This window comes from uncultured Succiniclasticum sp., assembly GCF_902793885.1.
Classification (GTDB): Bacteria; Bacillota; Negativicutes; order Acidaminococcales; family Acidaminococcaceae; genus Succiniclasticum.
Genome location: NZ_CADBFF010000002.1, coordinates 1 through 22,628, shown reverse-complemented (window position 1 = coordinate 22,628; position 22,628 = coordinate 1). Strand labels below are relative to the sequence as shown.

At 42.1% G+C, this 22,628-nt stretch carries 21 protein-coding genes and 1 pseudogene; 3 read left to right on the top strand and 19 right to left on the bottom strand.

From position 1 onward, the window contains the following. The first annotated feature begins 150 nt into the window (after positions 1–150). Positions 151–654, top strand: a complete 504-nt coding sequence (locus QZV31_RS01165; protein ID WP_295357006.1) for a hypothetical protein — start codon at positions 151–153, stop codon at positions 652–654. A gap of 43 nt (positions 655–697) precedes the next feature. On the opposite strand, the gene QZV31_RS01160 is transcribed toward QZV31_RS01165, so the two are convergent. Beyond that, positions 698–1,123: a very short patch repair endonuclease gene (locus QZV31_RS01160; RefSeq protein WP_295357003.1), complete on the bottom strand. Its 426-nt coding sequence runs from the start codon at positions 1,121–1,123 to the stop codon at positions 698–700. A 99-nt stretch (positions 1,124–1,222) separates the two neighbouring features. Next, positions 1,223–2,668: a Sau3AI family type II restriction endonuclease gene (locus tag QZV31_RS01155; protein WP_295357000.1), complete on the bottom strand. Its 1,446-nt coding sequence runs from the start codon at positions 2,666–2,668 to the stop codon at positions 1,223–1,225. Between the two features lie 92 nt (positions 2,669–2,760). Here QZV31_RS01155 and dcm point away from each other — a divergent pair, with 92 nt between their 5' ends. Further along, positions 2,761–4,008 (top strand): DNA (cytosine-5-)-methyltransferase, encoded by a 1,248-nt coding sequence (dcm, locus tag QZV31_RS01150; protein WP_295356997.1) that lies wholly within the window; start codon positions 2,761–2,763, stop codon positions 4,006–4,008. An 85-nt stretch (positions 4,009–4,093) separates the two neighbouring features. Here dcm and QZV31_RS01145 read toward each other — a convergent pair whose 3' ends face one another. The 17 genes and pseudogenes from QZV31_RS01145 to QZV31_RS01070 form a co-directional block, all read right to left on the bottom strand. Beyond that, entirely contained in the window at positions 4,094–4,969 is an 876-nt protein-coding gene (locus tag QZV31_RS01145; RefSeq protein WP_295356994.1) for a DNA adenine methylase, read from the bottom strand. Positions 4,970–5,027: 58 nt separating this feature from the next. Beyond that, positions 5,028–6,659: an AAA family ATPase gene (locus QZV31_RS01140; protein WP_295356991.1), complete on the bottom strand. Its 1,632-nt coding sequence runs from the start codon at positions 6,657–6,659 to the stop codon at positions 5,028–5,030. A gap of 495 nt (positions 6,660–7,154) precedes the next feature. Continuing rightward, positions 7,155–7,697 (bottom strand): hypothetical protein, encoded by a 543-nt coding sequence (locus QZV31_RS01135; protein ID WP_295356987.1) that lies wholly within the window; start codon positions 7,695–7,697, stop codon positions 7,155–7,157. A gap of 160 nt (positions 7,698–7,857) precedes the next feature. Further along, positions 7,858–8,496, bottom strand: a complete 639-nt coding sequence (locus QZV31_RS01130; protein ID WP_295356984.1) for a TetR family transcriptional regulator — start codon at positions 8,494–8,496, stop codon at positions 7,858–7,860. An 87-nt stretch (positions 8,497–8,583) separates the two neighbouring features. Next, positions 8,584–9,375, bottom strand: a complete 792-nt coding sequence (locus tag QZV31_RS01125) for a transporter substrate-binding domain-containing protein (protein ID WP_295356981.1) — start codon at positions 9,373–9,375, stop codon at positions 8,584–8,586. A 499-nt stretch (positions 9,376–9,874) separates the two neighbouring features. Then, the gene (locus tag QZV31_RS01120; RefSeq protein WP_295356978.1) at positions 9,875–11,284 is read right to left on the bottom strand and encodes an anion permease; all 1,410 of its coding nucleotides are present in this window, start codon (positions 11,282–11,284) and stop codon (positions 9,875–9,877) included. 293 nt (positions 11,285–11,577) lie between these two features. Beyond that, a pseudogene (locus tag QZV31_RS12950) lies at positions 11,578–11,682 on the bottom strand (DUF2130 domain-containing protein); the annotation flags it as partial. 30 nt (positions 11,683–11,712) lie between these two features. Then, a complete protein-coding gene (locus tag QZV31_RS01115) occupies positions 11,713–12,384 on the bottom strand; it encodes a metallophosphoesterase (RefSeq protein WP_295356975.1) in 672 nt (223 codons plus the stop codon). Further along, entirely contained in the window at positions 12,374–12,919 is a 546-nt protein-coding gene (locus tag QZV31_RS01110) for a metallophosphoesterase (RefSeq protein WP_295356973.1), read from the bottom strand. The genes QZV31_RS01115 and QZV31_RS01110 overlap by 11 nt, the downstream gene beginning before the upstream one ends. Then, entirely contained in the window at positions 12,916–13,881 is a 966-nt protein-coding gene (locus tag QZV31_RS01105) for a histidine phosphatase family protein (protein WP_295356971.1), read from the bottom strand. The genes QZV31_RS01110 and QZV31_RS01105 overlap by 4 nt, the downstream gene beginning before the upstream one ends. Positions 13,882–13,893: 12 nt before the next feature. Continuing rightward, complete coding sequence (locus QZV31_RS01100; protein WP_295356968.1) at positions 13,894–14,604, bottom strand: metallophosphoesterase family protein; 711 nt, start codon at positions 14,602–14,604, stop codon at positions 13,894–13,896. A gap of 18 nt (positions 14,605–14,622) precedes the next feature. Next, positions 14,623–15,054 (bottom strand): hypothetical protein, encoded by a 432-nt coding sequence (locus QZV31_RS01095; protein WP_295356965.1) that lies wholly within the window; start codon positions 15,052–15,054, stop codon positions 14,623–14,625. Positions 15,055–15,075: 21 nt separating this feature from the next. Next, positions 15,076–15,792: a hypothetical protein gene (locus QZV31_RS01090; RefSeq protein ID WP_295356963.1), complete on the bottom strand. Its 717-nt coding sequence runs from the start codon at positions 15,790–15,792 to the stop codon at positions 15,076–15,078. A 234-nt stretch (positions 15,793–16,026) separates the two neighbouring features. Continuing rightward, positions 16,027–16,212, bottom strand: a complete 186-nt coding sequence (locus QZV31_RS01085) for a hypothetical protein (protein WP_295356960.1) — start codon at positions 16,210–16,212, stop codon at positions 16,027–16,029. Between the two features lie 123 nt (positions 16,213–16,335). Further along, positions 16,336–17,595 carry an AAA family ATPase gene (locus QZV31_RS01080; protein WP_295356957.1) on the bottom strand — a complete coding sequence of 420 codons (1,260 nt, stop codon included), beginning with the start codon at positions 17,593–17,595 and terminating at the stop codon, positions 16,336–16,338. Between the two features lie 26 nt (positions 17,596–17,621). After that, the gene (locus tag QZV31_RS01075) at positions 17,622–18,206 is read right to left on the bottom strand and encodes an ATP-dependent Clp protease proteolytic subunit (protein WP_295356954.1); all 585 of its coding nucleotides are present in this window, start codon (positions 18,204–18,206) and stop codon (positions 17,622–17,624) included. A gap of 153 nt (positions 18,207–18,359) precedes the next feature. Beyond that, a complete protein-coding gene (locus tag QZV31_RS01070; RefSeq protein WP_295356951.1) occupies positions 18,360–20,006 on the bottom strand; it encodes an AAA family ATPase in 1,647 nt (548 codons plus the stop codon). A 1,136-nt stretch (positions 20,007–21,142) separates the two neighbouring features. On the opposite strand from QZV31_RS01070, the gene QZV31_RS01065 reads away from it, so the two are divergent. Further along, entirely contained in the window at positions 21,143–22,618 is a 1,476-nt protein-coding gene (locus tag QZV31_RS01065) for an ATP-dependent helicase (protein ID WP_295356948.1), read from the top strand. The last annotated feature ends 10 nt before the right edge of the window (positions 22,619–22,628 follow it).

The following is a 22,628-nucleotide window of genomic DNA, read 5'->3' as shown; positions in this document are numbered from 1 at the left end:
TATGCAATTTTGAGGGGGTATCTGAAATTTAACTGTTCAATTTTGATACAAGACCATGTGGAATATGTTTATTAAAACTTTACTCTTGCGATCTTCCATAATTCGATCTATACTACGATCGCCAAAGCAAAAATTATGGAGGTGCCGGACATGGAATTTGCAAAAATGAAAAAACAACTTTTGCAATTGCAGGAAAAAGATTACCAAAATTTTGTGAAAGCACTTGTTTCCATTGAAACCAAATGTGACGACGAAGAAAAACTGAAAGACATGTATGAAGATTTTATGGAAGATGATACGATGGGATTGCTGGACATTGCACCGGAAGAAAATTTTCCCGAATTAACAATTCCGGACGATGGTTACAAGAGCCTCTCTGAAGCAATTCGCCGATTCGAAGCCAACCCATTTAATGATACGCTGGGATATTATCAGACCTTACAATGGCTGAAAGAACTTCGAAAACTTCGTTCCATCCTGAACAGACCTGACAAAACATATAATCCGAATGTCATTGCATTTGAAAGTCTCGAAGATGCCATCGATTCTTTTGACGGCATCCAGTCTGTTTCCGAAATCCAGGTTCTACATTGGCTGAAGCAATTAAAAAGAGCAAGGGATGTCGCCACAAATCCTCATCGTGATGACAAATGATATTAAGGGAAACTCCTTTCCTTATAATTATTTGAGGACTTTTTTATTTTAATCTCTTTTTATTATTTATTACAACTAATATCTTTTCTACACAAGAATTCAAATCATTCCGTATTTCGCTTTCCCAAAATCTAATAACTGTCCATCCTTCGTCACGTAAACGAATTGTATATTCCAAGTCTCGCTCACGATTCCGTTTTATCTTTTCATCCCAGAATTCCTTATGCGATTTTACGCTATGATAATTATTTCCGTGCCAAAAATCGCCGTCGCAAAAAACAACCAGTCTGTATTTTTTTATTGCAATGTCCGGCGTTCCCAAAATGCTTTTAACATTTTTCCGATAACGTATGCCGCGTTTGAAAAGCGCACGCCTTAACAAAAGTTCTATGGAAGTATCTTTTTTTGTATTCCCCCGCATCGAATGCCTCCCGGCTTCATTTGTCGCCGGCGGTTCTCTTCTTTTCATAAATAATCAATCCCATCGATTTCGCAACATACACTGAACATTATTTAATATACTCTGATTAAATTTTAATATCCAAGCACTTACAAAAAACGCACAAACTCAAATACTTTTTTTGAATTCATCATTCAACTGGGAAAGAATATAAGTATTATTAAGCCAGAAACATTGCGTAGGAAATCTATCTTCATATGGCCATACAAAGGATTCGTCCGTCGAAGCAATGTTAACTTTTGTTCCTTCTGGCAACAGATTCGTCGTGCCTAACCGTGTCGCGCCATGCGGCCTGACATGTGAAACCGGATTATCCGCCTGAGCAGGTAAGTTGTTCATCATACGGTTATTACGGATAGTTACAGTCAGGCAGCCCGCGTTTAAAATATCTTTTGTACGCCCCCAAACATTTTTAACATGTTCCTCTATATCGTTGTATGGCATGTTCCAAAACTGTCCGCCCATCAGACGCAAAACGCCTTCCTTATCAAAACGATACACAATAAACAGGAACTTTGTATCTCGAAGCGTATTTGCAAATTCAGCATCTTCCCATGTTTCCGATGCTACTTCTCGAAACTTGAACGGCGCAAATGACATGCTTTCTTTGATTCTTCCATTATACTGAATTCGAATCGTTTTCACCGCAACGCCGGCATTTTCTAATTCTGCAGCCTTGTTTCCTTTAATCCCCAGAATCTTATAAGCAACCAATGCCCCCAGGTTTTTTGCGTCAGACTTCATATCAAAAATCTGCTTCAATTCTTCTACAGACTTGCCTTTATAAGCTTCCAGCTTAGATGTTACATACGATTCGAAACTTTTTCCGGCCAGTTCCGAAACACTTTTAATGATATGTTCGTCCTGCGCTTCACCGAAAACAAATTTCCTGACCAAATATGTCATGTATTTGTTTTTCAGGCAATATGCTCTTTGCTTCGCCGGAATATTTGAGAATGGTTGCTGTCTCAAACTGGTTGCAGCAGTAGCACCTTTAGTACAGGCGCCTAGATAAAAAGTATCACCTTCTGAAAGTTCATGTGCTCTTCCTGCGCGAATTTTCTCAACAATTTTCTGCCAGTCATCTTTTATTATCACCAAATCTTCGGCAGGATATTTGAATAATATTGCTTTTAAAAACATAAAATCGCCAGGGTGATGGTCGCGTTTATACTCATAAAAGAGCAACATCAATGTTTCGTTCTTGTGCCAAAACGAACTGGTATCAAAAGTAGTATAAGCTTCTTTCATATAATTGATGATATTTAACACCAACCGTTCCTTGGCTTTATATCCGTTTTTATCTTTTATAACGCCTGTAACTTTTAATTCAACCCCTGCTTCCGGAAAATCTGGTTCAGCATCTGAATTAATCTCATAACCATACAGGCTTTCTTCAATTACATGACCAATGCCACCTTTAATTCCATCAGAATCGACACGACCATACTTATCAATTTGGCGCACGGTTTTACCAATAGCTTCATTGCCACGAATCAGGATTTCTTCTTGTGTTTTATATTCTATTTTTTTATGCTCGTCTGTATTTTTCATCTTGATCAATATCCTTTTTTGTGGTAAAATGATTTAGTAGCACTCATCACTTTTACATTCTTAGTATACTACAAGCTGAAGGAAAAAGAAACATGAAGGAAATTACAGTAGCAGAGCTATTTGCAGGAGTTGGCGGTTTCCGTATTGGTCTGGAGAAAGCTTCATTAAAATACAGAACTATCTGGGCCAATCAGTGGGAACCCGGGAAAAAAATACAACATGCATTTGAATGCTATGACAAACATTTCGGTCCTTCATTAAACAACAGCAACGAAGATATTGCTGTTGCAAAAAACAATTGTCCTAAAGTCGATTTATTGGTCGGCGGCTTTCCCTGCCAAGACTATTCTGTAGCACATTCTGGTGATGCAAAAGGCATCGAAGGAAAAAAAGGCGTACTTTGGTGGTACATAAATGATATTATCAAACTACGCAAACCTAGCTATGTTTTACTGGAAAACGTCGATCGCCTTTTAAAATCTCCCTCCAAACAGCGTGGCCGCGATTTTGGTGTAATTTTAAGATGTTTATATGATTTAGGTTATTACGCCGAATGGCGTGTAATCAACGCTGCTGAATATGGTTATCCGCAACGCCGGAGACGAACTTTCATTTTTGCCGCAAGGAAAACAACCAAATGGTATTCACGCATTGCAAAAAAAATAAATGAAAATCCTAGCGAAGTATTATATAAAACAGGTTTTTTTGCAGATCAGTTCAAAGTTACAAAAGGCGAAGATTTTATTCGAGAATATAACTTAAAAGAAAAGGTAACGGGCGAAAAATATATTGACCTTGTTGATTTTTCAAATCATTTTCAGGCAAACTTTGGGAATACAGGCCTCATGCTTAACGGAAAAATTTGCACCGCAACCACAAAACCGTATAAGCACAAACAGACTACTCTCGGGGACATTCTTGAAACCGATGGAGTTGACGAAAAGTATTTTCTCGGAGAGAATCTGGAAAAGTGGAAGTACATGAAAGGTGCAAAAAAGATAGAACGTACTGCAGCCAATGGGCACAGTTACGTTTTTTCAGAAGGCCCTATTGCCTTTCCCGATCCATCAGACCGTCCCTCTCGCACCATGCTCACAAGCGAATCCGGCGCAAATCGGTCAACTCATATTGTGGAGGATCCCAAAACAAAAAAATTACGTTTCCTGACCCCTGTCGAGTGTGAGCGCCTGAACGGTTTCCCAGATGGCTGGACCGATACCGGGATGCCGGAAAAATTTAGATATTTCTGCATGGGAAATGCGCTGGTTGTTCCGTTGATTACACGGATGGGAAAACAATTGATAAAAATTTTAAAAATAACAGAAAAAAAGCTAGACTGAAAAATGGTCAAGAATACATGAACGTTCTACTAAAAATAGAAGAACGCTTTGCAATAATTTGCAGAGCGCTCTTCTATTTTTAATTTTACGATTTCAATTTTACATTTCCATAAGATTCAATTGTTGTTAACGGACTATGAAAAATTAATTCTATTTCTTTTCTTGCCTTATTCGCCGAATATTGAATTTGATATTCTTGAATTACTCTATCATTATAAATATCTTTTATTCGCTTTGCATTATCATATGTTGCAATCCAGTGATAATCATCCATCTTGCGGATTGCATCGGACAATAACACATGCTCATTATCATCATAAAAATCTTTATATAAATGTTTACCTTGTTTATAATACGGCGGATCAAAATAAACAAATAACTCGTTTGTATTTTCATGAATTAAGATATTACTAATTAATTCTTTAGCATCTAAATGATATAATCGAATCAAATTTCCCGCTTCCGAAATTTTGCGAATTTTTCGTATCAAACTATTTTTTTTAAATCTGCAATCTAACTTATAGTTAGATTGTTGATTATTCCCCCCAATCGGCCCCCCAGTTATTATACCAGAACGATTTGTCCGATTCAGAAAAAAAGTTGCAAAAGCTAGTTCAAAGCTATATTCTTGAATATTATTTTCTTGCGCATTTTCATATACTAACTTTTGTTTTTTCCATTCTGTCATGTCAATTGTTATATCTTGAACAGCTTTAATGAACCGTTCACTTTCATGGATAATAGCATACCAAAAAGAATAAATAGCTATATCAATATCATTTAATATAATTGATTTGGCTTTTTTATTTAATAAAAGAGAAATGGCAACGCCAGCCCCTCCACTAAAAGGTTCGCAATAAACAGCATTATTCAATTGATTCATTTTAATAGTATGTTCAACAAAACTATTTAATTGGGTTTTACCGCCTGGATAACGCAAAGGAGATAATGTCGTAGGCAAAATAATCCCCCCTTTTTAACTTATGATACTACAAAAACTAAAATTTGGCCACAATAAGTTATAAGGATTTAACCCATTCTAAAATTTGATTTTTCTGTTCTTCAATATTTATATCATAAGGATTTGTTTTATAGAAAATTCTAACAAAATTTTCTATAAAATTAATTACTTCATCCTTATGACTCTGAGTCCATCTTTTATATAGTTTTGCATTCATTCTTCCCCATTTCTCTTTTTGAGAAGCAAACCATTTTTTAAATTCATTTATATCCGAATTAGCGTTAAGATTTGGAAAATCTCTAAAACAAGTTTGGTAGTTATATTGTCCAAGTTCTTTGCTCCAGAACATATCGTTTTGTGGTAAGCTATTTAAGAAGAAATACATTTCTTTTTCAAGTGCCAAATTGCCCGGCAATGCTAAAATATGTCTATGCTTATTTTTATTAATAAGATTTCTTTTATCTCCATCAATAACAAAAATTATTCTTTCAAATTCTGGTATTCTTTTAGATGCTAAATGAAGTAAAACATCTGATGGCAAACTTATATCTGCACTACTTTTAGCATCATAGATTTTTATTACTTTTTTTAACTTATTATGTGTCAAATATTTAAAAAATGAAGTTGCTGTCGGATCCTCAAACAGCGTTGTAATTTGACGAACAATTCTAGTTGAACTTATAGCTTCCAATTCTGCCATTATATCTTCATACGAAGCATCATTTTTTATCAGAACATCGTTACCACGCCGATATAAGGCCACTATGGTAGCATCTCTTTTCTTACTACGACAACACTCTTCAATAATTTTTTGCGAATGTGTAGTACAGATAATTTGTAATGAAAGTTGTTTTGCAGATTCTATAAGAAAATCTAACAATTTTTCTTGAGCTAAAATATGAAAAGTTGCATCTATCTCATCGATTAGAAGTAATCCACCTTGATAATTGTTTCCTAATGAAACCTTTAGCCTTCGAAAAGATAAAACGGCTGAAATAATCTGCCCAAGATTATCTTGCCCAGCAGAATTTGTTTCAGCATCATAGTCTTGTGTTTTGCACGCCAAAAAATCTTTTGTATCCGACATAACAAATTCTGGTGCAATATTTTCATTAAGTATAGTTATTTTTTTCTGCCAGTCTGAATAGAAACTTTTCTCATCAATAGTTAAATCGTAGTCTTCCTTCATTTCAACTTTTTTACTGTTGGCAAGAGGATATAAACGGTTTAAGCCCAAATAAATTACCGGATGCGGATAATTTCCTTCTCCCTTATTTCTCGTTTTTCCCACGACAAATCTGACGTTATTCTTCTTTTGGTCAGTTCTTTTTTCAGAATTAACAATTAAACTATTTGCTACTTCATCAACTACGTAGTTTACATAATAAGTGTATTTTCTCTCATCCGGATTATCGTAAACTGGCGACATCCTAAAAACATCTGAAAAATCAGCTTCATACAATTTGCCTGCAATAGTTTTTGTTGTTTTTTTATCAAGATTATTATATGCATCAGTATATACTTTGTAATCAGACTTAAACTCAAATGGTTGACATAGCATCCCTAATAAAGTTGACTTTGAAGTTGCATTTTGCCCCACAATTAAAGTTAAATATGGTCCAATTACAATTTCCGAATTCTTCGGAAATCTTCTAAAAGATTCTATTGCCAATGATGTAACTTTAAGCATTTTTATTCCTCGCTAATTAGTTTTATTAAGAAATTAAGAAAGATATTTAACTAATTTATTATATCATAAACATTGCATTAAAATTAAAATTTGCTAAACAAAAAAGAATTTTGGGAAAAAATTCCTTTTCGTTATAATATTAATGAATTGGGGGTATGTGTTTACGAATGCATACTTGAAGAAATCAGAGTAATCTGGTCTCTTTTTTATTTTTTCTAAATTCCTTTCCCTTGCCTCTACCGCCAAAACGCGCTACAATTATTTTACGCACAAGGCGACAGACAAAGAATTAGCCGCTTTCCTGTCGTATGTTAACGGAAAAGCGGCAGAGAGTTCTTTCACAAAAAATCTGGACAACGAGGTGAAACGGATTCGGGATAGTGAGGATTGGAGGTTTCACGCTATGTATTACGAAGCAGAGACGCAGTTTCATGAATGGCTTGGAGCAACACTTCCGCAGCATCTGCCTGAAACGGGGCAGATGTTTTTTTCTGTTCACCAGCCCCGGTACAAAATCTCCGAGGGAAGCAGGAACAGATACGGAGCCGTCACCACAGCCAGCCACAACGCAGAGGTTTTGCTCTGTCCTTCCGGCAGGCCGGCGCGTTTCAGGATGCAGTGGTCAAACCGGTAAATGCAATACGCCGCCAGCAGGATCGCGACAACCACAATCAAAAACGCCGTCGCATTTTCAAAGGGGTTGAGGCCAAGGCCGTGACTGATCGCCTGCAGCGAATCCGGTTTATGGGAGCTTGTAATCATAAACGCAGCGAACAAAAACAGGCTGCCGATAAAATCGGCGGCAAAGCCTGCGGCGCAGATTTTCCAAGCATATGTATTGCAAAACGCTTTCCGTGGGACACTGCCCGGATAGTTTTTGCTCCGCTGCGCATCGGCCGGCAAACTTTTATACAAAACAAGATAATCAATGATAAAGTTCAACGGAATCAGCAACAGCCAAAGGAGCGAAGGAATCCATACCAGCATCCAGATTGGGAAAAGTATGTTGTATAATGTTACGCTCTGTTTTTTTCGCATGTAACTTCCCCTTGACTAAAAATGAATTCGCCAACTTCCACGAATATTATAGCCGCTTTCCCGTCGTACGGCAACGGAAAAGCGGCTGTAAAAGTAACGAATCTGTAGTAGCAGAAGAATAATCCTGTCATCAGTTGTAACTCTATATAATTGTTCTACTCTATTTTTCCAGTCCGTTCAGCAAAACCTTCAGAAACGTAACATGCTGGGAAACAAAATCCCGGGTTCCCCAGTCTGCGTCACGGAAAATTTCTATATGCATCCTGTTTTTGTATTCAAGACTTGCAGGATACAGTGTCAGCGCATAACTGCTCTCACATTCCACAAAAAGAGCGGCCTGTTCCGGGGAAAACTGCGGAAACAGTTCCTGTACCAGCGCCTTCAGTTTGTTGGTGGCCTGGCGCATCTCCATACGGAAACGCCGGTGCATTTCGGTAGAAGCATCTTTCAGTATAACCGTGTTCGTAATGCTGAACAGGGACAGCATCCGCTGGTGGCGCAGATTCAGCTCCGCCCAGGCAAGACAGAATGCGTCACGGTCTGTTACCGCTCCGGAAAAAGTATTTTCCGCATCTTCTACCATACACCGTATATCCTGCAGCAGAAGGGTAAGGAAGATATCTTCCTTGCAGCGAAAGTAATTGTACAGGTTCAGGCGGGAAAAACTTAACTTCCTGCCGATTTGCGAGAAGGTCACTTTATCATAGCCCACTTCCGCGTAAAGCGAAGCCGCAGCATCTACAATTTGCTGTATCCTGATTTTTTTCTGTTCTTCTCCCCGCGCCCTGATAAAGTTCATTCCGCTGCCTTCCTTCAATTTGTTTTATATTATTATATCATATCTGTTTTTTTGCTGCATTGGTTATACAGCGTTCCGAGTCTCTCCTCATGCATTCGGTTTGCCGAAGTAGGTTTTCTTCATCTGGAGATAGGAGGCCGTCTGCATGTATTCCCGCAGGCCTTCGTTCAGCCGGTCCGCCAGTTCTTTATTGCCTTTGGCGACGGCAATACCGATTCCCTTATCTTTGTCGCCCGGCAATTCTGCCATCACGGTCAGCTTGCCGTTGTAAAAATTGGTGATAAAGAAACCGGCGGTGTGATTATCCACGATGGCAAAGTCTGCTTTTTTATCCATGACCAGCTTTAACGCTTCTTCCGCGCTGCTGCATGTAATCACATTCTGAGAGTATTGTTTGGCCTGGTTCGCGTGGACGCTGCCAACTTCCGCTGCAATGCGTTTATCTTTCATGGCGTCCAGGTTGGTGGCTTTCGTATCAACGGAGCCAATCACAACGTTGGAACTGATCAGGTAGGGTTCTGTAAAATCAACGATCTTCCTGCGTTCATCCGTAATCGTCATGCAGGAGATTACCGCATCCACCTGCCCGTCCTGCAGGGAGGGCAACAGGTTGTTGAATTCCAGGTCTACGAAATTCACCTTGGCGTAACCCATTTTTCTGGCCACACCCTGAATGAGTTCCACGTCAAAGCCGAGAAATGTTTTGTTCACTTCCTGATAATACCCAAAGGGCGGATAGTCTGCATCAATGCCCACGCGCAGCACTTTTTCCGCCGCCTGCTTCTGTACAGGCGCCTCTGCGTTTTTCGTTCCGCCGCCACAACCCGCAAGGGCTAACAAACAAATAACAGTTAATACCAAGCACATAATTTTTCTCATGTTTTTTTACCTCCTTACCTTGATTTCAATCTGTACGTAACACCTTTTAAACGGTCACAAATCCTTTACTTGCGTAACCGGTACTGTAGTAATAAAAGTTTTGTAAATAACACGTTGTTATTTATCTTGAGTGAATGATATCACATCACCACTTAAATTACAACCTGTAATTTGTGAATTTTTTGTGACGGATTTTGAAATCTGAAAAGAGGTCATTGCATAAGAATGATTAAAAATAATCCAAACATTGTGGTGAGCTATATTGAAAATCCATGTGGCACAAAAACGGGGGCAGGTCGGCAATCCTTTAACAAAAATTTGGTCATCAAATAACAAATATCAGGCAACAAAAAAAACAGCTGCGGAACAATCCGCAGCTGTTGGGTTACTTGTATTATGTGCAGGAATTTTTTTCTACTGTTTTGCACCGCAGGCAGTGCAAATCTTTCACAGATTTTGTTCCTAATCACTTTGTTTCAAACTTTCTTTTACAAACTTCTTACCAGAGGCCGACCATCTTCCACCACATCGGGCCAATGCCCAGGAAGCAGATCAGGAACAGGATAGAGCAGACGAAACCAACTTTCCACCATTCCGGCTGGGTAATATAACCGGAGCCGAAGTAAATGGGAGCCGGGCCGGTTGCGTAATGGGTTAAGCAGCCCATGATACCGGTTTCAACGCCCAGGGCGATAGCGGAAAGCATCGGAGGAGCGCCTGCAGCCACTGCCACGGCCAGGAACGCAGCGTATACTGCGCTGACGTGTGCGGACAGGGACGCGAATGCGTAATGCACATACATATTGATGAGACACAGAATAAGCAAGGTGGTCATGGGGTCGATTCCCTTCAGGCTTCCGGAGATGCCCGTTGCAATCCATTTTACGAAGCCCAGTTTTGCCAGGCCGGTAGCCAGGCTCATCAGACCGCCCATCCATACCAGCGTATCCCACGCGCCTTTTTCGGTGATGATATCATTCCATTCCAACGCGCCGCGCACCAGCATGAAGCCGATGCAGACCAGAGCGATCATAGTTGCATTCAGGCCGGTGAAAGAAGTGGTAGCCCACATGGCAAGCGCTGCCAGGAACGCGATCAACACGGTGGTTTCCGCGCTGCTCATGGGACCCATCTTCTGCAGTTCGTCTTTGGCCAGCTGCGGAGCTTCCGGTGTCTGGGTCAGTTCCGGAGTAGCTAATTTATAAACCAGGTATGGAGTAATGATCAATGCAATGATGCCGGGGAGAATGGTAGCCAGTGCGTAAGTACCCCAGGTGATATCCAGCCCGGTTACATCTTTGGCCAACTTTGCTACCAGCAGGTTCGGCGCCACGGAGGTCAGGAACAGGGACGAGGTGATGCAATCGCATTCGAAAGTGGAGAGCATCAGGTAGTTACCGATTCTCTTGCGGGTGCCGTCATCCGGTTCCGACTGGAACGCAGTGCAGAGGGACCGTACGATAGGATACAGGATGCCGCCGCCGCGAGCCGTGTTGGACGGGGTCGCCGGCGAAACGATAAAGTCGGTGATAGCCAGGGAGTAACCAAGTTTCAAAGAGCTTGTGGCAATCTGTGACATGATGACATAAGCAATACGACGGCCCAGGCCGGTTTTGATGAAGCCTTTGGCAAACATGTACGCGCCAACGATCAGCCAGATCGTTGCATTACCGAAGCCGGACAGCGCTTCCGCCGGTTTCAGTACTTTCAGGAACCCGGTGAGACCTACCGCAATCAGCGCTACGCCGCCGATTGGAATGGGATGCAGGATAAAGCCGATGATGGTCGCAACAAAGATTGCGAACATATGCCAGGCAGCCGGCTTCAGGCCTTCAGGCACTGGGATGAACCAGAGTACGATACCCACCAGTATGGTGAACATACCCTTTTGAAAGTTTGTCTTCAACATGATAACTATCCCCCTTTTAATTCTTTTTACCGGAAAGGAAATGCACGGAGCGCCAATGTAAAATTTGCGCCTCTTAATCCTTTGTATCTATTATAACTGTAATCACAATATTAGCAAAGACTATTTTTCATTTATTGTACGTTTTTTGTGTTTTGCATTCATTTTTTGTATAGTTTTTACGATTTTTTGCCTGATTGCAGCAAAAGACACCTATGCAACACCGAACTGACATCACGCCGCGCATGCGGCAAAAATAAAAGCTGCCGGATGGTTTTTCCGGCAGCTTACTATATATACTGCAGAGAGTTCCGCGCTGCATTCCGCAGCAACGTGATGATGGGAATGAAAAACTGCGGCCACACCACATATATTTTTTCATATTTATGCTGCATGCGAATTGATTTACATTCTTCTTTGCAAACAATTTTTTAAGCCCCCAAAAATGCTACTATTGTTTCTATACTCACCGGCTTAAAATCGTTAGCGTCCACGCCCAAGTCATATCGACGAAGTTTTGCCTGCACTTGCTGATAGTTATATTCTTTTGAGTTATGCTGATGCCCGTGCAGATGGATGGCGCCTTTATAAAAGTCCGCCCATTCTTCAATCGGGTAATGGAACAGCACGAACTTCTGATTGTTCCATACCAGCTCATGATAGTCTTTCACCCACTGAAATACCCAGGAATACTGCTGCCAAGCTTTGTTATCCACTAACCGGTCGTGGTTGCCACGGATCAGGTATTTTATACCCTTCAATTGTGAAAGCATGGCAAAAGCTTTCCCGGGACCTTCCATGGTAACGTCTCCCAGAATATACACCTCATCGTCAGGACTTACTGTATCGTTCCAGTTTTCAATAAGGCTGTCATTCATATCATCGGACGACCAGAACGGCCTCGGGCAGTGATGGATGATATTATCATGGTAAAAATGTAAATCTGAAGTGAAGTAAATCATTTTCCCTCTGTACAGAAACCCGTATTTCTGGTTTCCTGTTCCTTTCATTATGTACATCGCCTTCAATGACGCTTTTTTACGAACCGTCACGCCCCCTATGCCATGGATATCACCCACAGCGAGAATACGTTTATACTGCATGCTGACCTTCCTCAAAAAACCTGACGATCTGCTCAAGGCTTACGGGGCGGAATCCGTTCGCATCCACGCCCACGTCATACTGACGGCGGCCGCTGGCTCTGTTCTGCAGGTTGTATTCCGCAAAGTTATGGCTGTGCCCGTGCAGATTATAAGAACCGTGTGAGTCCTTGTTCCAGCTCAGGAACGGATAGTGACACAATACGAAAGTACGCCCCTGCCAATGCAGCTCATGGTACATCTTCACCCATTCGATGCCGCAGGCCGATGAACCGAACTGCTTTTCCCGCGCGAAGTAATCGTGGTTGCCCATGAGCAGATACTTCCGGCCCTTCAGCCGGGCTATGATCTCCGTGGCCCTGTTGGGTTTCACCATGGTCACGTCTCCTAGGATATAGACCTCATCGTTTTTATGGACGGTGCTGTTCCAGTATTCAATTAACTTTTCATTCATCTCCTCCACTGTCTCAAACGGACGGTTGGTATATACAATGGCATTCTTATGCCAAAAATGTAAATCCGAAGTAACATAAATCATTTTTCCAATCCTATTCCCTCAAGCCAAACCATTTCTGCATTCGCAATTTTTCTACCTTCATGGAACATCCGCATCTTCTCGCTTAAATCAGCATTCCTGAAAACTTCGTCATGTCGTTCCATCAAAAGCGCCCGCATGCATTGTTCGTGACTAACGATAACAATATTTTTATAAGGCAAAACATCTAAAGTTTCCAATGCATAATCAATCCTCTTCATAAACTGCCTGAAGCTTTCAGCGCCATTGCCATCAATGTAATCAGGAACTGCAGCATCCCAATACGCTTCAGCCCTCTTTTTCCTCTCCGTAACAGTAGTACCTGCGCATGTATCTGGTGCAAGGTAGGTAAATTCCCGTATTGTCGGCCAGATTTCAGCCTTAACAAGAGGAAACTCACAGGAAATACGTTCAGCCGTCTGACGTGCCCGCAAATAAGAAGAGATTAGAAATCGGTCAGGCTCAAATGGCAATTGCTTTGCAACTTGATTCGCTTGTGCCTCTCCCTTTGCTGTCAACGGAATACTAACCGAATCAGACGTGACCAGTCCGGCATTAGCCGCACTCTCTCCATGTCGTATCAGCAAAATATTTTTTGTTTTATTTTCAAAGCCGAATTTAGTAACTATATTTTCATTCTTTATATTTTTTGCATATATTTCCTGGAATTTTATTGGTCCCAACACTTTTTCTATATCCCGCGCTGACGGAACATATTCTCCACTCTCAAACATGGAAAACCGATACGGATTCCCATGCCGGGCTACATTGAATATAGTCGCCAACTCTTCCGTGGTAAACCTGAATCCACGCAAGATCAGCAGCTTCACCAAATTTTGCGTTTCTATCATCTGCGGCCAATATTGATTCATTTTCCAAATCCAGGAATGTTTGACAATGTAGTAACCGCTGACAAGTTTTGTTATGCGTATCGCTTTCAATGTCGCTTTCTTACGAAAATTCATGGTATCTCCCTCTTAGGCCTGCCAAAACTTTTTACTAAGCACATCCACGCAACTCAGCTTGCCGCCCTCCATGTAAGCACCAGTATCACATAAAATTATCCTATTATTAAGAAATCGGGGAACCGGTTTCCTATAAGGAAGATAATGAGTAAGTTGCGCAGGCGTATGTCCAACAACAATAGTTTCATCTCCATTATAGTTATAAAACCATTTGCGCGAACATAATAAGTCCCTAATGCTTTGATGACAAAGAGACATCCACGGATCTAACCCGGCATGACAAAAGAAATAATCATTAACCTGATAATATATAGGCAATCCAGCCAGCCAACGAAGACGTTTTTCCAATTCACACTTTTCTAACGTCTTCAACTTACGATATGTATCCTCACCGCCGTTGTCAGACCAAGCATAAGAAAGCACTAAATCAATGCGAAAATCTGGTAAAAGTTCTCGCCCAAAGTCATACTTCTCGCATAAAATATAACCCACGCACATATATTCGTGGTTTCCCAACAGCGGTATCACCCATTCCGGGTACTGCTTGTTCAGCGCCATCACATAGTCCAGGCATTCCAGCGAATGCGGCCCCCGGTCAATATAGTCGCCCAAAAAGATCAGCAGGTCTTGTTCCGGATTGAACTTTACTTTTTCCATTAGCGCTATTAACTTGTCATACATGCCGTGGATATCACCCACGGCTAAAATCCGTTTATATTGCATCTGCAACCACTCACTCTTTTATACAGCATCAAAAAAACATTCGCCATCTTCCGTTTCTATATCAATGCAATCCGGGATGATCTGATTATGCTTGTTACCCTTGTCCAGATAATAAACATCTTCACAACATTCCGGGCTTTCATAATTATACGTATAACGAACACTGAATACCATCCAGAGACGGGACGCGTCCACTTCCACTACCACAAGGCGTGTAAGCGCATCATCAAAAAAATCTCTGCCAAGTTCATCGTCACCAATAAGCCTGGCAGAAAGATATTCATAGGAAACACTGCCGTCTTTTGCTTTTTCCACGATGAACGGCCCATCATTAGAAGCGTTCTGCTCCAACCAGTCCGCCAACAGATGTCTTTTGTCGACGTCTTCGAATTCTTTGGGACAACCTTCCGGCAGTCCATACCCATTACATTCCCCAAACTGTCTAAACAATGCAACCTTTATTTTTTCATATTACTTTCCCTCAACTACACATGAATCGCCGCCAAAACCATAAGACGCAACGGACGGCTGAACGTCCGGCCTCACCATATTATGTTCATCCCGCTGATCCAGATACCAGATTTTTTCTCTTCCATTAAGCGACTGGATCAGCCACGGCCGGGACAGGTCTACCGGCACAACCGCAACGGCGAAACAGTATTTCCGGTTGCAACCTTTTTCATAAATATAGTATTGGTACGGCGACAGCTTTTCTTTCCCGTCATACAGATACTGTTGACCGTTCTCTTCCAGCCACTGTACAAACGCATGCCGATTAACAAAATCAGCTTTAGCATATTCAGAAGGACACCCGTCCGGAACATCCTGCATCAAATCACACCTGTCAAAAATAGCAATATACATCTGCTTCAGTATTCGATACGCCCTGACAACGGATTCATCCAGCAAGGCGCGGTATTGATTCGAATCATTCCCCTTTGCTTTTTTGAGTTTCTGAACGCTATTGATGATTCCCTTACGCCGAAGCGATTGAAATGCTTCCAGCTCACCATCCCGGAAATCCCCTAGAATCAGCTCGACAATAGCTGTAATAAAAACTGCTCCTTCGTTTTCTTTATCCTTGTTAGCCTCTACCCATTGCCGGTAACGTTCATAACACCAGACAAGGCTTTCCTGTTCCAATAGGGAAAGACGGCTAATGGTCTTTTCTGTAAACGGTTTGGTCATAGTAGAAACCCTCCCATCATTTACCATCTTAAGTTCTTGGTAACCCTAAAGTTCATATAGAAACGAAAAACATTTTGAATTGCAAAAGCATCAATTAAGCACACTGTATCACTTTAATTTTACTAACTCTTGCATACAAAAACAATAATTTACGTGTACCAAAATCAAAGAGAGGTAAGGGCGGGACAGAGCCTTCCTGTTTCCCGCCCTTGTAACTAAAGTCCATCCAAGTTATTATGTTTCCTCCTCTTTTAACTCGTTGACGCGATTACGAAGAAGGTATTCTTTAATCTTCTTCGCTTCTTCATCGCTGACCCAGAATGTTTTATGTTTTCGTTTCACACGTTCCGGTTTACGTCCTGCGTTTTTCCGCCAGCCACCATGTTTTGTTTTCTGTTCTTGTTTTCGAATTTTTACCAACGGCGCACCTCCTTCACAGGCCATCATATACGACACGTTGAAATGGCTACTCAAATTCTTTCCAAAGATTCGTTCTGTCATCCTACTCTTATTTACAAATCGGAACTTTCTGAGATGAGAATATTAAAACCCGTTTTTTCCATCTATCTGGTTTCGTCGCGGCACTTCCATCCTCCGCAACACCGGCGGGCGCTTCTGCTTTATATCGCTGCCCCGCAACAGGCACTCGGTGGGTTCTGCAGTGCCAGACAATGTATACATGGCAGTAAACAGGAGGTCTGAGAAAATATTGGACAGCCCCCTGGCTCCTGTCTTTTTTTCAGTTGCCCTGCGGGCAATCTCCTGGAACGCAGCATAATCCAGAGTTAGCTTATGTCCCATGTTCTCAAAGCGCTCCTGGTACTCATGAAAGACGGACGTTTTGGATTCTTTCATGATTTTTACCAGGTTGTCAACAGAAAGCGCCTTATAGTTGATACGGATTGCAATGCGTCCGGCCAGCTCCCGCATGATGCCATAGTCAATCATGTCTTCAAGGTTTGGCGTAAGGTCGGCATCGGGCGGCAATTCGTCCTTGTCAGCATGATTATCTGCCTTGCAGCTCGTCGGCTTCAACTTTGCGGTAAAACCAATGCCTCCAGACACGGCTTCCGCTTCATGCCTTTCATGAGTTTCCTGTCCACGTTGCTCCGCCAACAGTCGGTTGCGGGTAATTCTTTCCATGCCGTCAAATGCGCCAAGAAAAACGAACATGACGCCACTGGTATTGACCTTCAGCTCATGCTGGTTCTCGTCATCTTCTTCATAATAACGATTCCCAAGTTTCACCTGCCCTGCCGGATACTCGCCACCTTCTGTCATTTTCAGAAGCGCAGCCTGGTAATCCCGACAAAAACTGTTTGTACCTGCGCCTTCTATGATGCGCAGTTTGTCGAATTCATCTAACAGGATGATTCCATTACCCGCCATGCGGCATACTTCATCAAAGTCTGCTTCCGTACGCGGCGTATGGCGCAACCTTGTGAAGAGGTCAACAGCCTCCCGGCACAGATCTGTAACGAGACAGGATAAATCCTTGCTACCTTTCCATGAATCGTTGGGCGTATAGTCCGGGGCATTACGCATGATTACCGGGATACCTAACTTTTCTTCCAGGCTTTTTAAAACGCGGAAGGTCTCGGTCTTTCCACAGCCAGTGGGGCCAGCCAGCATCATGTTGTCCTTGCGGATGCGGGAATGTTCGTTCCGCTCATATGCGGCAATACGGTAAAGATGAGAAGTTACGCCCATGGCAACGCGCTTCGCTCCTTCGTCCTGTCCAAGAACATAACCGTCAAGTTCAGCCTTCAGCACAGCTGCATTAAAGTACTTTCTTTCAGTCATTGTTTTATGCTCCTTTCAGCACACAACTAAGGTCGTTTTGTCACTACACTGTCAATGATGCCATAAGCCAGCGCTTCCTCAGCGGTCAGGTAAGTGTCGCGGTCTGTGTCGGCCACAATTTTTTCCCGCGTCTGTCCCGTGTGAAGCATAATGACCTTGTACATCTCCTCGCGGGTGCGCAGCAGATGCCTGGCATGAATCTCAATATCCGAAGCCTGACCCATCATTCCTCCCAAAGGCTGGTGAATCAGAACCTCAGAGTGGGAAAGCGCGAAGCGTTTGCCTTTGGCTCCCGCCATCAGCAAAACGGAAGCCATACTGGCCGCCATGCCGAAACAAATAGTGGCCACATCCGGTTTAATGAACTGCATCGTATCATAGATGGCCATACCAGCTGAGACACTGCCGCCAGGGCTGTTGATGTACAGACTAATATCTTTGTCCGGATCCTGAGATTCCAGGAAAAGCATCTGCGCAATCACCAAGTCTGCAGTCATGTCATTAATCTCTCCCGTCAGGAAGATAATCCTGTCTTTTAGTAATCGGGAAAAAACATCGTAAGAGCATTCCCCATTGGCACGTTCTTCAATAACATAGGGCATATAAGGCATAATTGGGTTCTCCTTTCTTAACTGAGGGCGATTATTGTTTTCTACATTTCACCTATTATTATGGAAGTGCGACTGCCGAATATTTTCGGCAGATTTAGTATCATAACGGCAGAACGTCACTTGAAAAACATTCTGCCGTTTCCATGCTACTTTTCACCGGTTTTTCTGCGGTAAAATTTCCGGCGCCTTGTCTGCCGTAAAACACTCCGGTTTCAGACGCAACGTCAGGCGTTTCCGATTTCCGGCCAGACGAAGTACAACAGGTGAAAGAACTTTGCCGAAGACAGACGCAAGGCCGCGGGCGCCCATCTTCTGTCCCATCGCTTTATCCGCAGCAGCCTCCAACGCTTCATCTGTTACCTGCAACGAAACGTTATGCATACGCAGCATTTTCCGGTAATGCTGTACAGGCGAGCGGTCCGAGTGAGCCAGGATGTTCACCAAATCGTTTCGATCCGGCTCATTTACCCGACAGACTACAGTAAGGCGCTCCAGCATTTCTGAAGGCATGCCATACTTTTTTAAGTCCGGCAGCGTTGCTTCCGATACTGCAACAACAGCATCAGCTTTACCCGCCGCTTCGGTTACTTCTTCACGGCCATCGTTTTGACGAAGAAAACCGATACTTTTCTTTTCTGCAGCCAGCCGCTTCTTTCCCGTTGTCCGTTCCAGAATGATGCTATCCAGGTTAGCGAACTCGCCGCCGATGACAAAGAGAATATTGCCTGTGTTCAGCTTGTGTTCCCCGTCGTCATCGCGAAAAGTTATATCACGCCCATCCATCAGTTGCATCAGTTCGGTCAGCAAAGCCTGCCTATAAACCGGCTGCATAGTTTCATCGGTCCCACAGCCAAAAAGCTGGTCCCATCTGTCCAGGCAGATGATGCCGCGGGATGCCTTTTCCGTATCCCCGCCGCATTGCCGCAGCAGTTCCCAAACAGGTTCTTTAACGGAATGTCCTGGATAACCCGGTGGCACCATTGTAGTGATGTCAAAGGAAACCAACGCTCTCCCAGTAGCTTCCGCCAGTTTTTCCAACAGCGCAGTTTTTCCACTGCCTTCCTTCCCATAAAGCAGAACATGCTGGCTGCGCATGGGAATAAAGTCTTTATCAAACTTGTGCAATGTATTGTGACGGGCAGCCAACTCCTGCTCGTAAACTGCCGCAACCAGTTTTTCCTTAGCGGCATCCTGTCCGACGATGGTTTTATCCAGCATCTTTTTAACCTGTTTCGGTTGACACATACCGGCCCTTGGATTGTGACTGGTATACGGAAGCGCTGCCAGGGTTCTTGCCCTGCTGTCCATGACCAGTTCCGGATCCCAATGGCATCCATAAATGATATCCAGCACATCATCAGACAGGCTTCGCCCGGTTTTCAGGTCAATTCCCAGCCGCGCCAAGATGACGGCGACCTGCATGTTGTTTTCCAGCCATAGCGGATTTGCATCTCCCTCTTCCGGATGAAAATCCAGACATGCGCCACAGACTTGTGCGGCATGTACCATTTCGGCCGCCTGCATAATGGAATACAGATTATGGTTCAGCGGTCTTTTCAAGTCGCGGTTTCTGCGCAACTCTTCATTGCTAAACAGGGATATACGTCCATCCGCATCCTTTTTCATAATGCTATGCGCCGCCACAAAGGTTTGCACCTCCGTCAGTCCCAGAACCAACGGATTATCCGCATGCTTTACGTGCAAAACCAGGAGGGACACTACTTCCCGCTCCGGTTTCGTTTCCATGGCAGTTTCATTCTCGCTTACGGGTACATTGATTACAGTTTCCATTTTTCCCATACTGTCCATCCTTTCTTTTCACTGAACCGTCAAAACGGATTTGAATTCACCTTCACATAGTATTATGGAAGTGTGACTGCCGAAAATTTTCGACATATCAATTTTATTGCAAAATTCTTCAGACATTATTATGGGAGTACCACTACCGAAAATTTTCGGAGCACAGCATTTACATTTTAAAAAGCTTTCAACAACACTGTTGCACTATCGCAAAAATGCAATAAAAAAAGAGACGAAAAAAAGGTTCCATAACGCAAACAAAAATCCTTTTGGTTGAATTATAATGAAGATAGATTTGGAATCATCCTAAATCATCTTCCTGAATTTCCAAAACACAATAATCCTGTTACGAATCGACTCCTAAAACATAAACTCAAAACATGTTTCCGGGTCTATTTTTGCAAATTCGGTTCAATCAAAAGTTTTGTTTTATGCGTACCTCTCTTCCGTCACTTTAAAAAGTCACTATGTAGTTTTCCGGCCATCATTCACAGCCGACATGGTTATTATACAAAAAAGTGCGTTTTTTGTCAATATGTTATTTCAATATTTTTATATTTTATCTAATAATCTATTTATATTTATATTATTTCTGTTTCTTTACGCAATTTCCGAGTCGTCGCATCTCAATTCATCGATTTATCTATCCCCCTCTTTTAATTAGCATGTCAAAAAATGTAATGTTTTCTGTAAATCCATTCATTATATAAGCTACTTTGTAATTTTTTATCAAAATTTATGCTGTTATTATAGACAAAGTTCTATGATTTTTGTTCTTCCAAAAGTCCATTTTAGAGCATATGCCATTTAAACGCCCGTATAGCCCCGTAGAACGATTTTCCCCTTTAGACGATGTTTGTACCGCATTGACCATTTCATAGGCTTTACAGGCAATTTTACGAATCCATAGTATTTTTATATGATTAAATTTTAATGGTTTTTATCGTTTTCCATTTCCTATTTATCATACAAAGTTTTTATATTTAAATAAAAAATCGTAATCATCTATTTTCCTTCAAGCTTTAACGAAAGATAATATTATCACGCAATAAACAGAAAATGATTTTCTTAATTTCTATACTGTAATTATTTATAAAATGTTTTATAATGGAAGAAAAATCCGGAGGCAATAAGCAATGAAACAACATAACAACAAATTTACAAAACAGCAAACGAAAGAACAACAAATCAGAGATGCAATCATTCAACACACCGAAGGCCCCATGCAGGTGATTGCCGGTCCGGGAACTGGAAAAACAAGTGTGCTGATTGACCGCACCACATACCTGATCCAGGGAAAAAATGTTTCTCCTAGCGCAATTATGCTTGTTACCTATACCCGGAAAGCAGCGCGGGAATTGTTGACACGCCTTACAGAAAAACTGCGCGGTGAACACGATTTAAGCGGTATGTATATTGGCACATTCCATCATATTTGCAGTATGCTGTTGCAAGAATACGGAGACAGGTCTTTTTTTAACGCTTCCCCAGATATAGAAAGCCGAAGCGGCTTTACCGACAATCAGGAACAACAAAGCAGTAAACGGTTCCTGGATGAATTTGAGCAGCAGTACCAAATTTATAAGAATTTATGGAGCGGGAAAAAATTAACCGAAGCCTTTCATCCTTATGATGAAGATAACAGCCTTTTTTGGCGCCCAATCTATTGGGATAGTATACAATACTTACACAATTGCTGGAAACTGGCTGGTGACGTAAAAAACTGCCTTAATCAATTAGCGCGGGAAAACCTGCTGGACGCATTGGATGACTGGCAAGAACCAGCATCTGAAAAAAGGACAGGAAACACTGTAGCAGTCCGCAAACTATCGGATGAAGAACGTCGCATAACTATGTTGCAGGCACTGACGCGAAAATATAACGAACTGAAAGAGGAAGAACAATTCAGCGATTATGAAGACCTTATCCGCAATGCCGCTCACCTTATGGATGACCAAAAGACCCGAAGAAAAATTGCCGGAACAATTCAATACATTATGGTAGACGAATACCAGGACGTAAACGCGGGCATGGAAGACTTTCTTCTTAAATTAGGAAAAGAAATCCATAACAACATTTGTATCTTTGGCGACGACGACCAATCCTTGTATGAGTTCCGGGGAGGCAATGTTCGTTTCCTTTTAAACTTTCCCAAACATTTTCCTAAAGGAATGTGCAAGGAATTCCGTTTGGATATTAATCACCGTTCCACGCCTTCTATTGTAGAATTTTGTAACGAATGGATGAAAGACGACGATTTGTCCGAAAATAAATATGGAGAAGCCCATTGGGAAGACAAGTGGCGCCTGCCCAAGATAATCAGGCCCGATATTTCACAAAATACTGTTCCTGAAGCCACTGCAGAAGGAAGTGTCTTTTTCCTTTCCGCCAACACCGAAGAAGACTGGAAAGAAAAAATAGTTTCATTTATAAGTAAATATGGAAACAGTATGGGAAAAACTGTTGGAAATCATAATCAGATTGCCTTTTTATGCAATTCTGTAAATGATCACCTGGTTCGGGTGCAAATACCGTTGCGGCGGAGCCGCCTGTCCGGAACAGTGAGAGCCACTAATCCGGACAAACGGGAGCCACTTACTTTTGAAACTTGATTATCTACTC

Excerpts from the sequence above, each read along its gene's own strand:
- QZV31_RS01130 (WP_295356984.1), bottom strand. The coding sequence starts at position 8,496 with ATGAACTTTATCAGGGCGCGGGGAGAAGAACAGAAAAAAATCAGGATA.
- QZV31_RS01065 (WP_295356948.1), top strand. The coding sequence starts at position 21,143 with ATGAAACAACATAACAACAAATTTACAAAACAGCAAACGAAAGAACAA.
- QZV31_RS01155 (WP_295357000.1), bottom strand. The coding sequence starts at position 2,668 with ATGAAAAATACAGACGAGCATAAAAAAATAGAATATAAAACACAAGAA.
- QZV31_RS01160 (WP_295357003.1), bottom strand. The coding sequence starts at position 1,123 with ATGAAAAGAAGAGAACCGCCGGCGACAAATGAAGCCGGGAGGCATTCG.
- QZV31_RS01080 (WP_295356957.1), bottom strand. The coding sequence starts at position 17,595 with ATGACTGAAAGAAAGTACTTTAATGCAGCTGTGCTGAAGGCTGAACTT.
- QZV31_RS01070 (WP_295356951.1), bottom strand. The coding sequence starts at position 20,006 with ATGGGAAAAATGGAAACTGTAATCAATGTACCCGTAAGCGAGAATGAA.
- QZV31_RS01090 (WP_295356963.1), bottom strand. The coding sequence starts at position 15,792 with ATGACCAAACCGTTTACAGAAAAGACCATTAGCCGTCTTTCCCTATTG.
- QZV31_RS01135 (WP_295356987.1), bottom strand. The coding sequence starts at position 7,697 with ATGCGAAAAAAACAGAGCGTAACATTATACAACATACTTTTCCCAATC.
- QZV31_RS01075 (WP_295356954.1), bottom strand. The coding sequence starts at position 18,206 with ATGCCTTATATGCCCTATGTTATTGAAGAACGTGCCAATGGGGAATGC.
- QZV31_RS01140 (WP_295356991.1), bottom strand. The coding sequence starts at position 6,659 with ATGCTTAAAGTTACATCATTGGCAATAGAATCTTTTAGAAGATTTCCG.
- QZV31_RS01100 (WP_295356968.1), bottom strand. The coding sequence starts at position 14,604 with ATGCAATATAAACGGATTTTAGCCGTGGGTGATATCCACGGCATGTAT.
- dcm (WP_295356997.1), top strand. The coding sequence starts at position 2,761 with ATGAAGGAAATTACAGTAGCAGAGCTATTTGCAGGAGTTGGCGGTTTC.
- QZV31_RS01110 (WP_295356973.1), bottom strand. The coding sequence starts at position 12,919 with ATGATTTATGTTACTTCGGATTTACATTTTTGGCATAAGAATGCCATT.
- QZV31_RS01165 (WP_295357006.1), top strand. The coding sequence starts at position 151 with ATGGAATTTGCAAAAATGAAAAAACAACTTTTGCAATTGCAGGAAAAA.
- QZV31_RS01115 (WP_295356975.1), bottom strand. The coding sequence starts at position 12,384 with ATGCAGTATAAACGTATTCTCGCTGTGGGTGATATCCATGGCATAGGG.
- QZV31_RS01120 (WP_295356978.1), bottom strand. The coding sequence starts at position 11,284 with ATGTTGAAGACAAACTTTCAAAAGGGTATGTTCACCATACTGGTGGGT.
- QZV31_RS01125 (WP_295356981.1), bottom strand. The coding sequence starts at position 9,375 with ATGAGAAAAATTATGTGCTTGGTATTAACTGTTATTTGTTTGTTAGCC.
- QZV31_RS01105 (WP_295356971.1), bottom strand. The coding sequence starts at position 13,881 with ATGAATTTTCGTAAGAAAGCGACATTGAAAGCGATACGCATAACAAAA.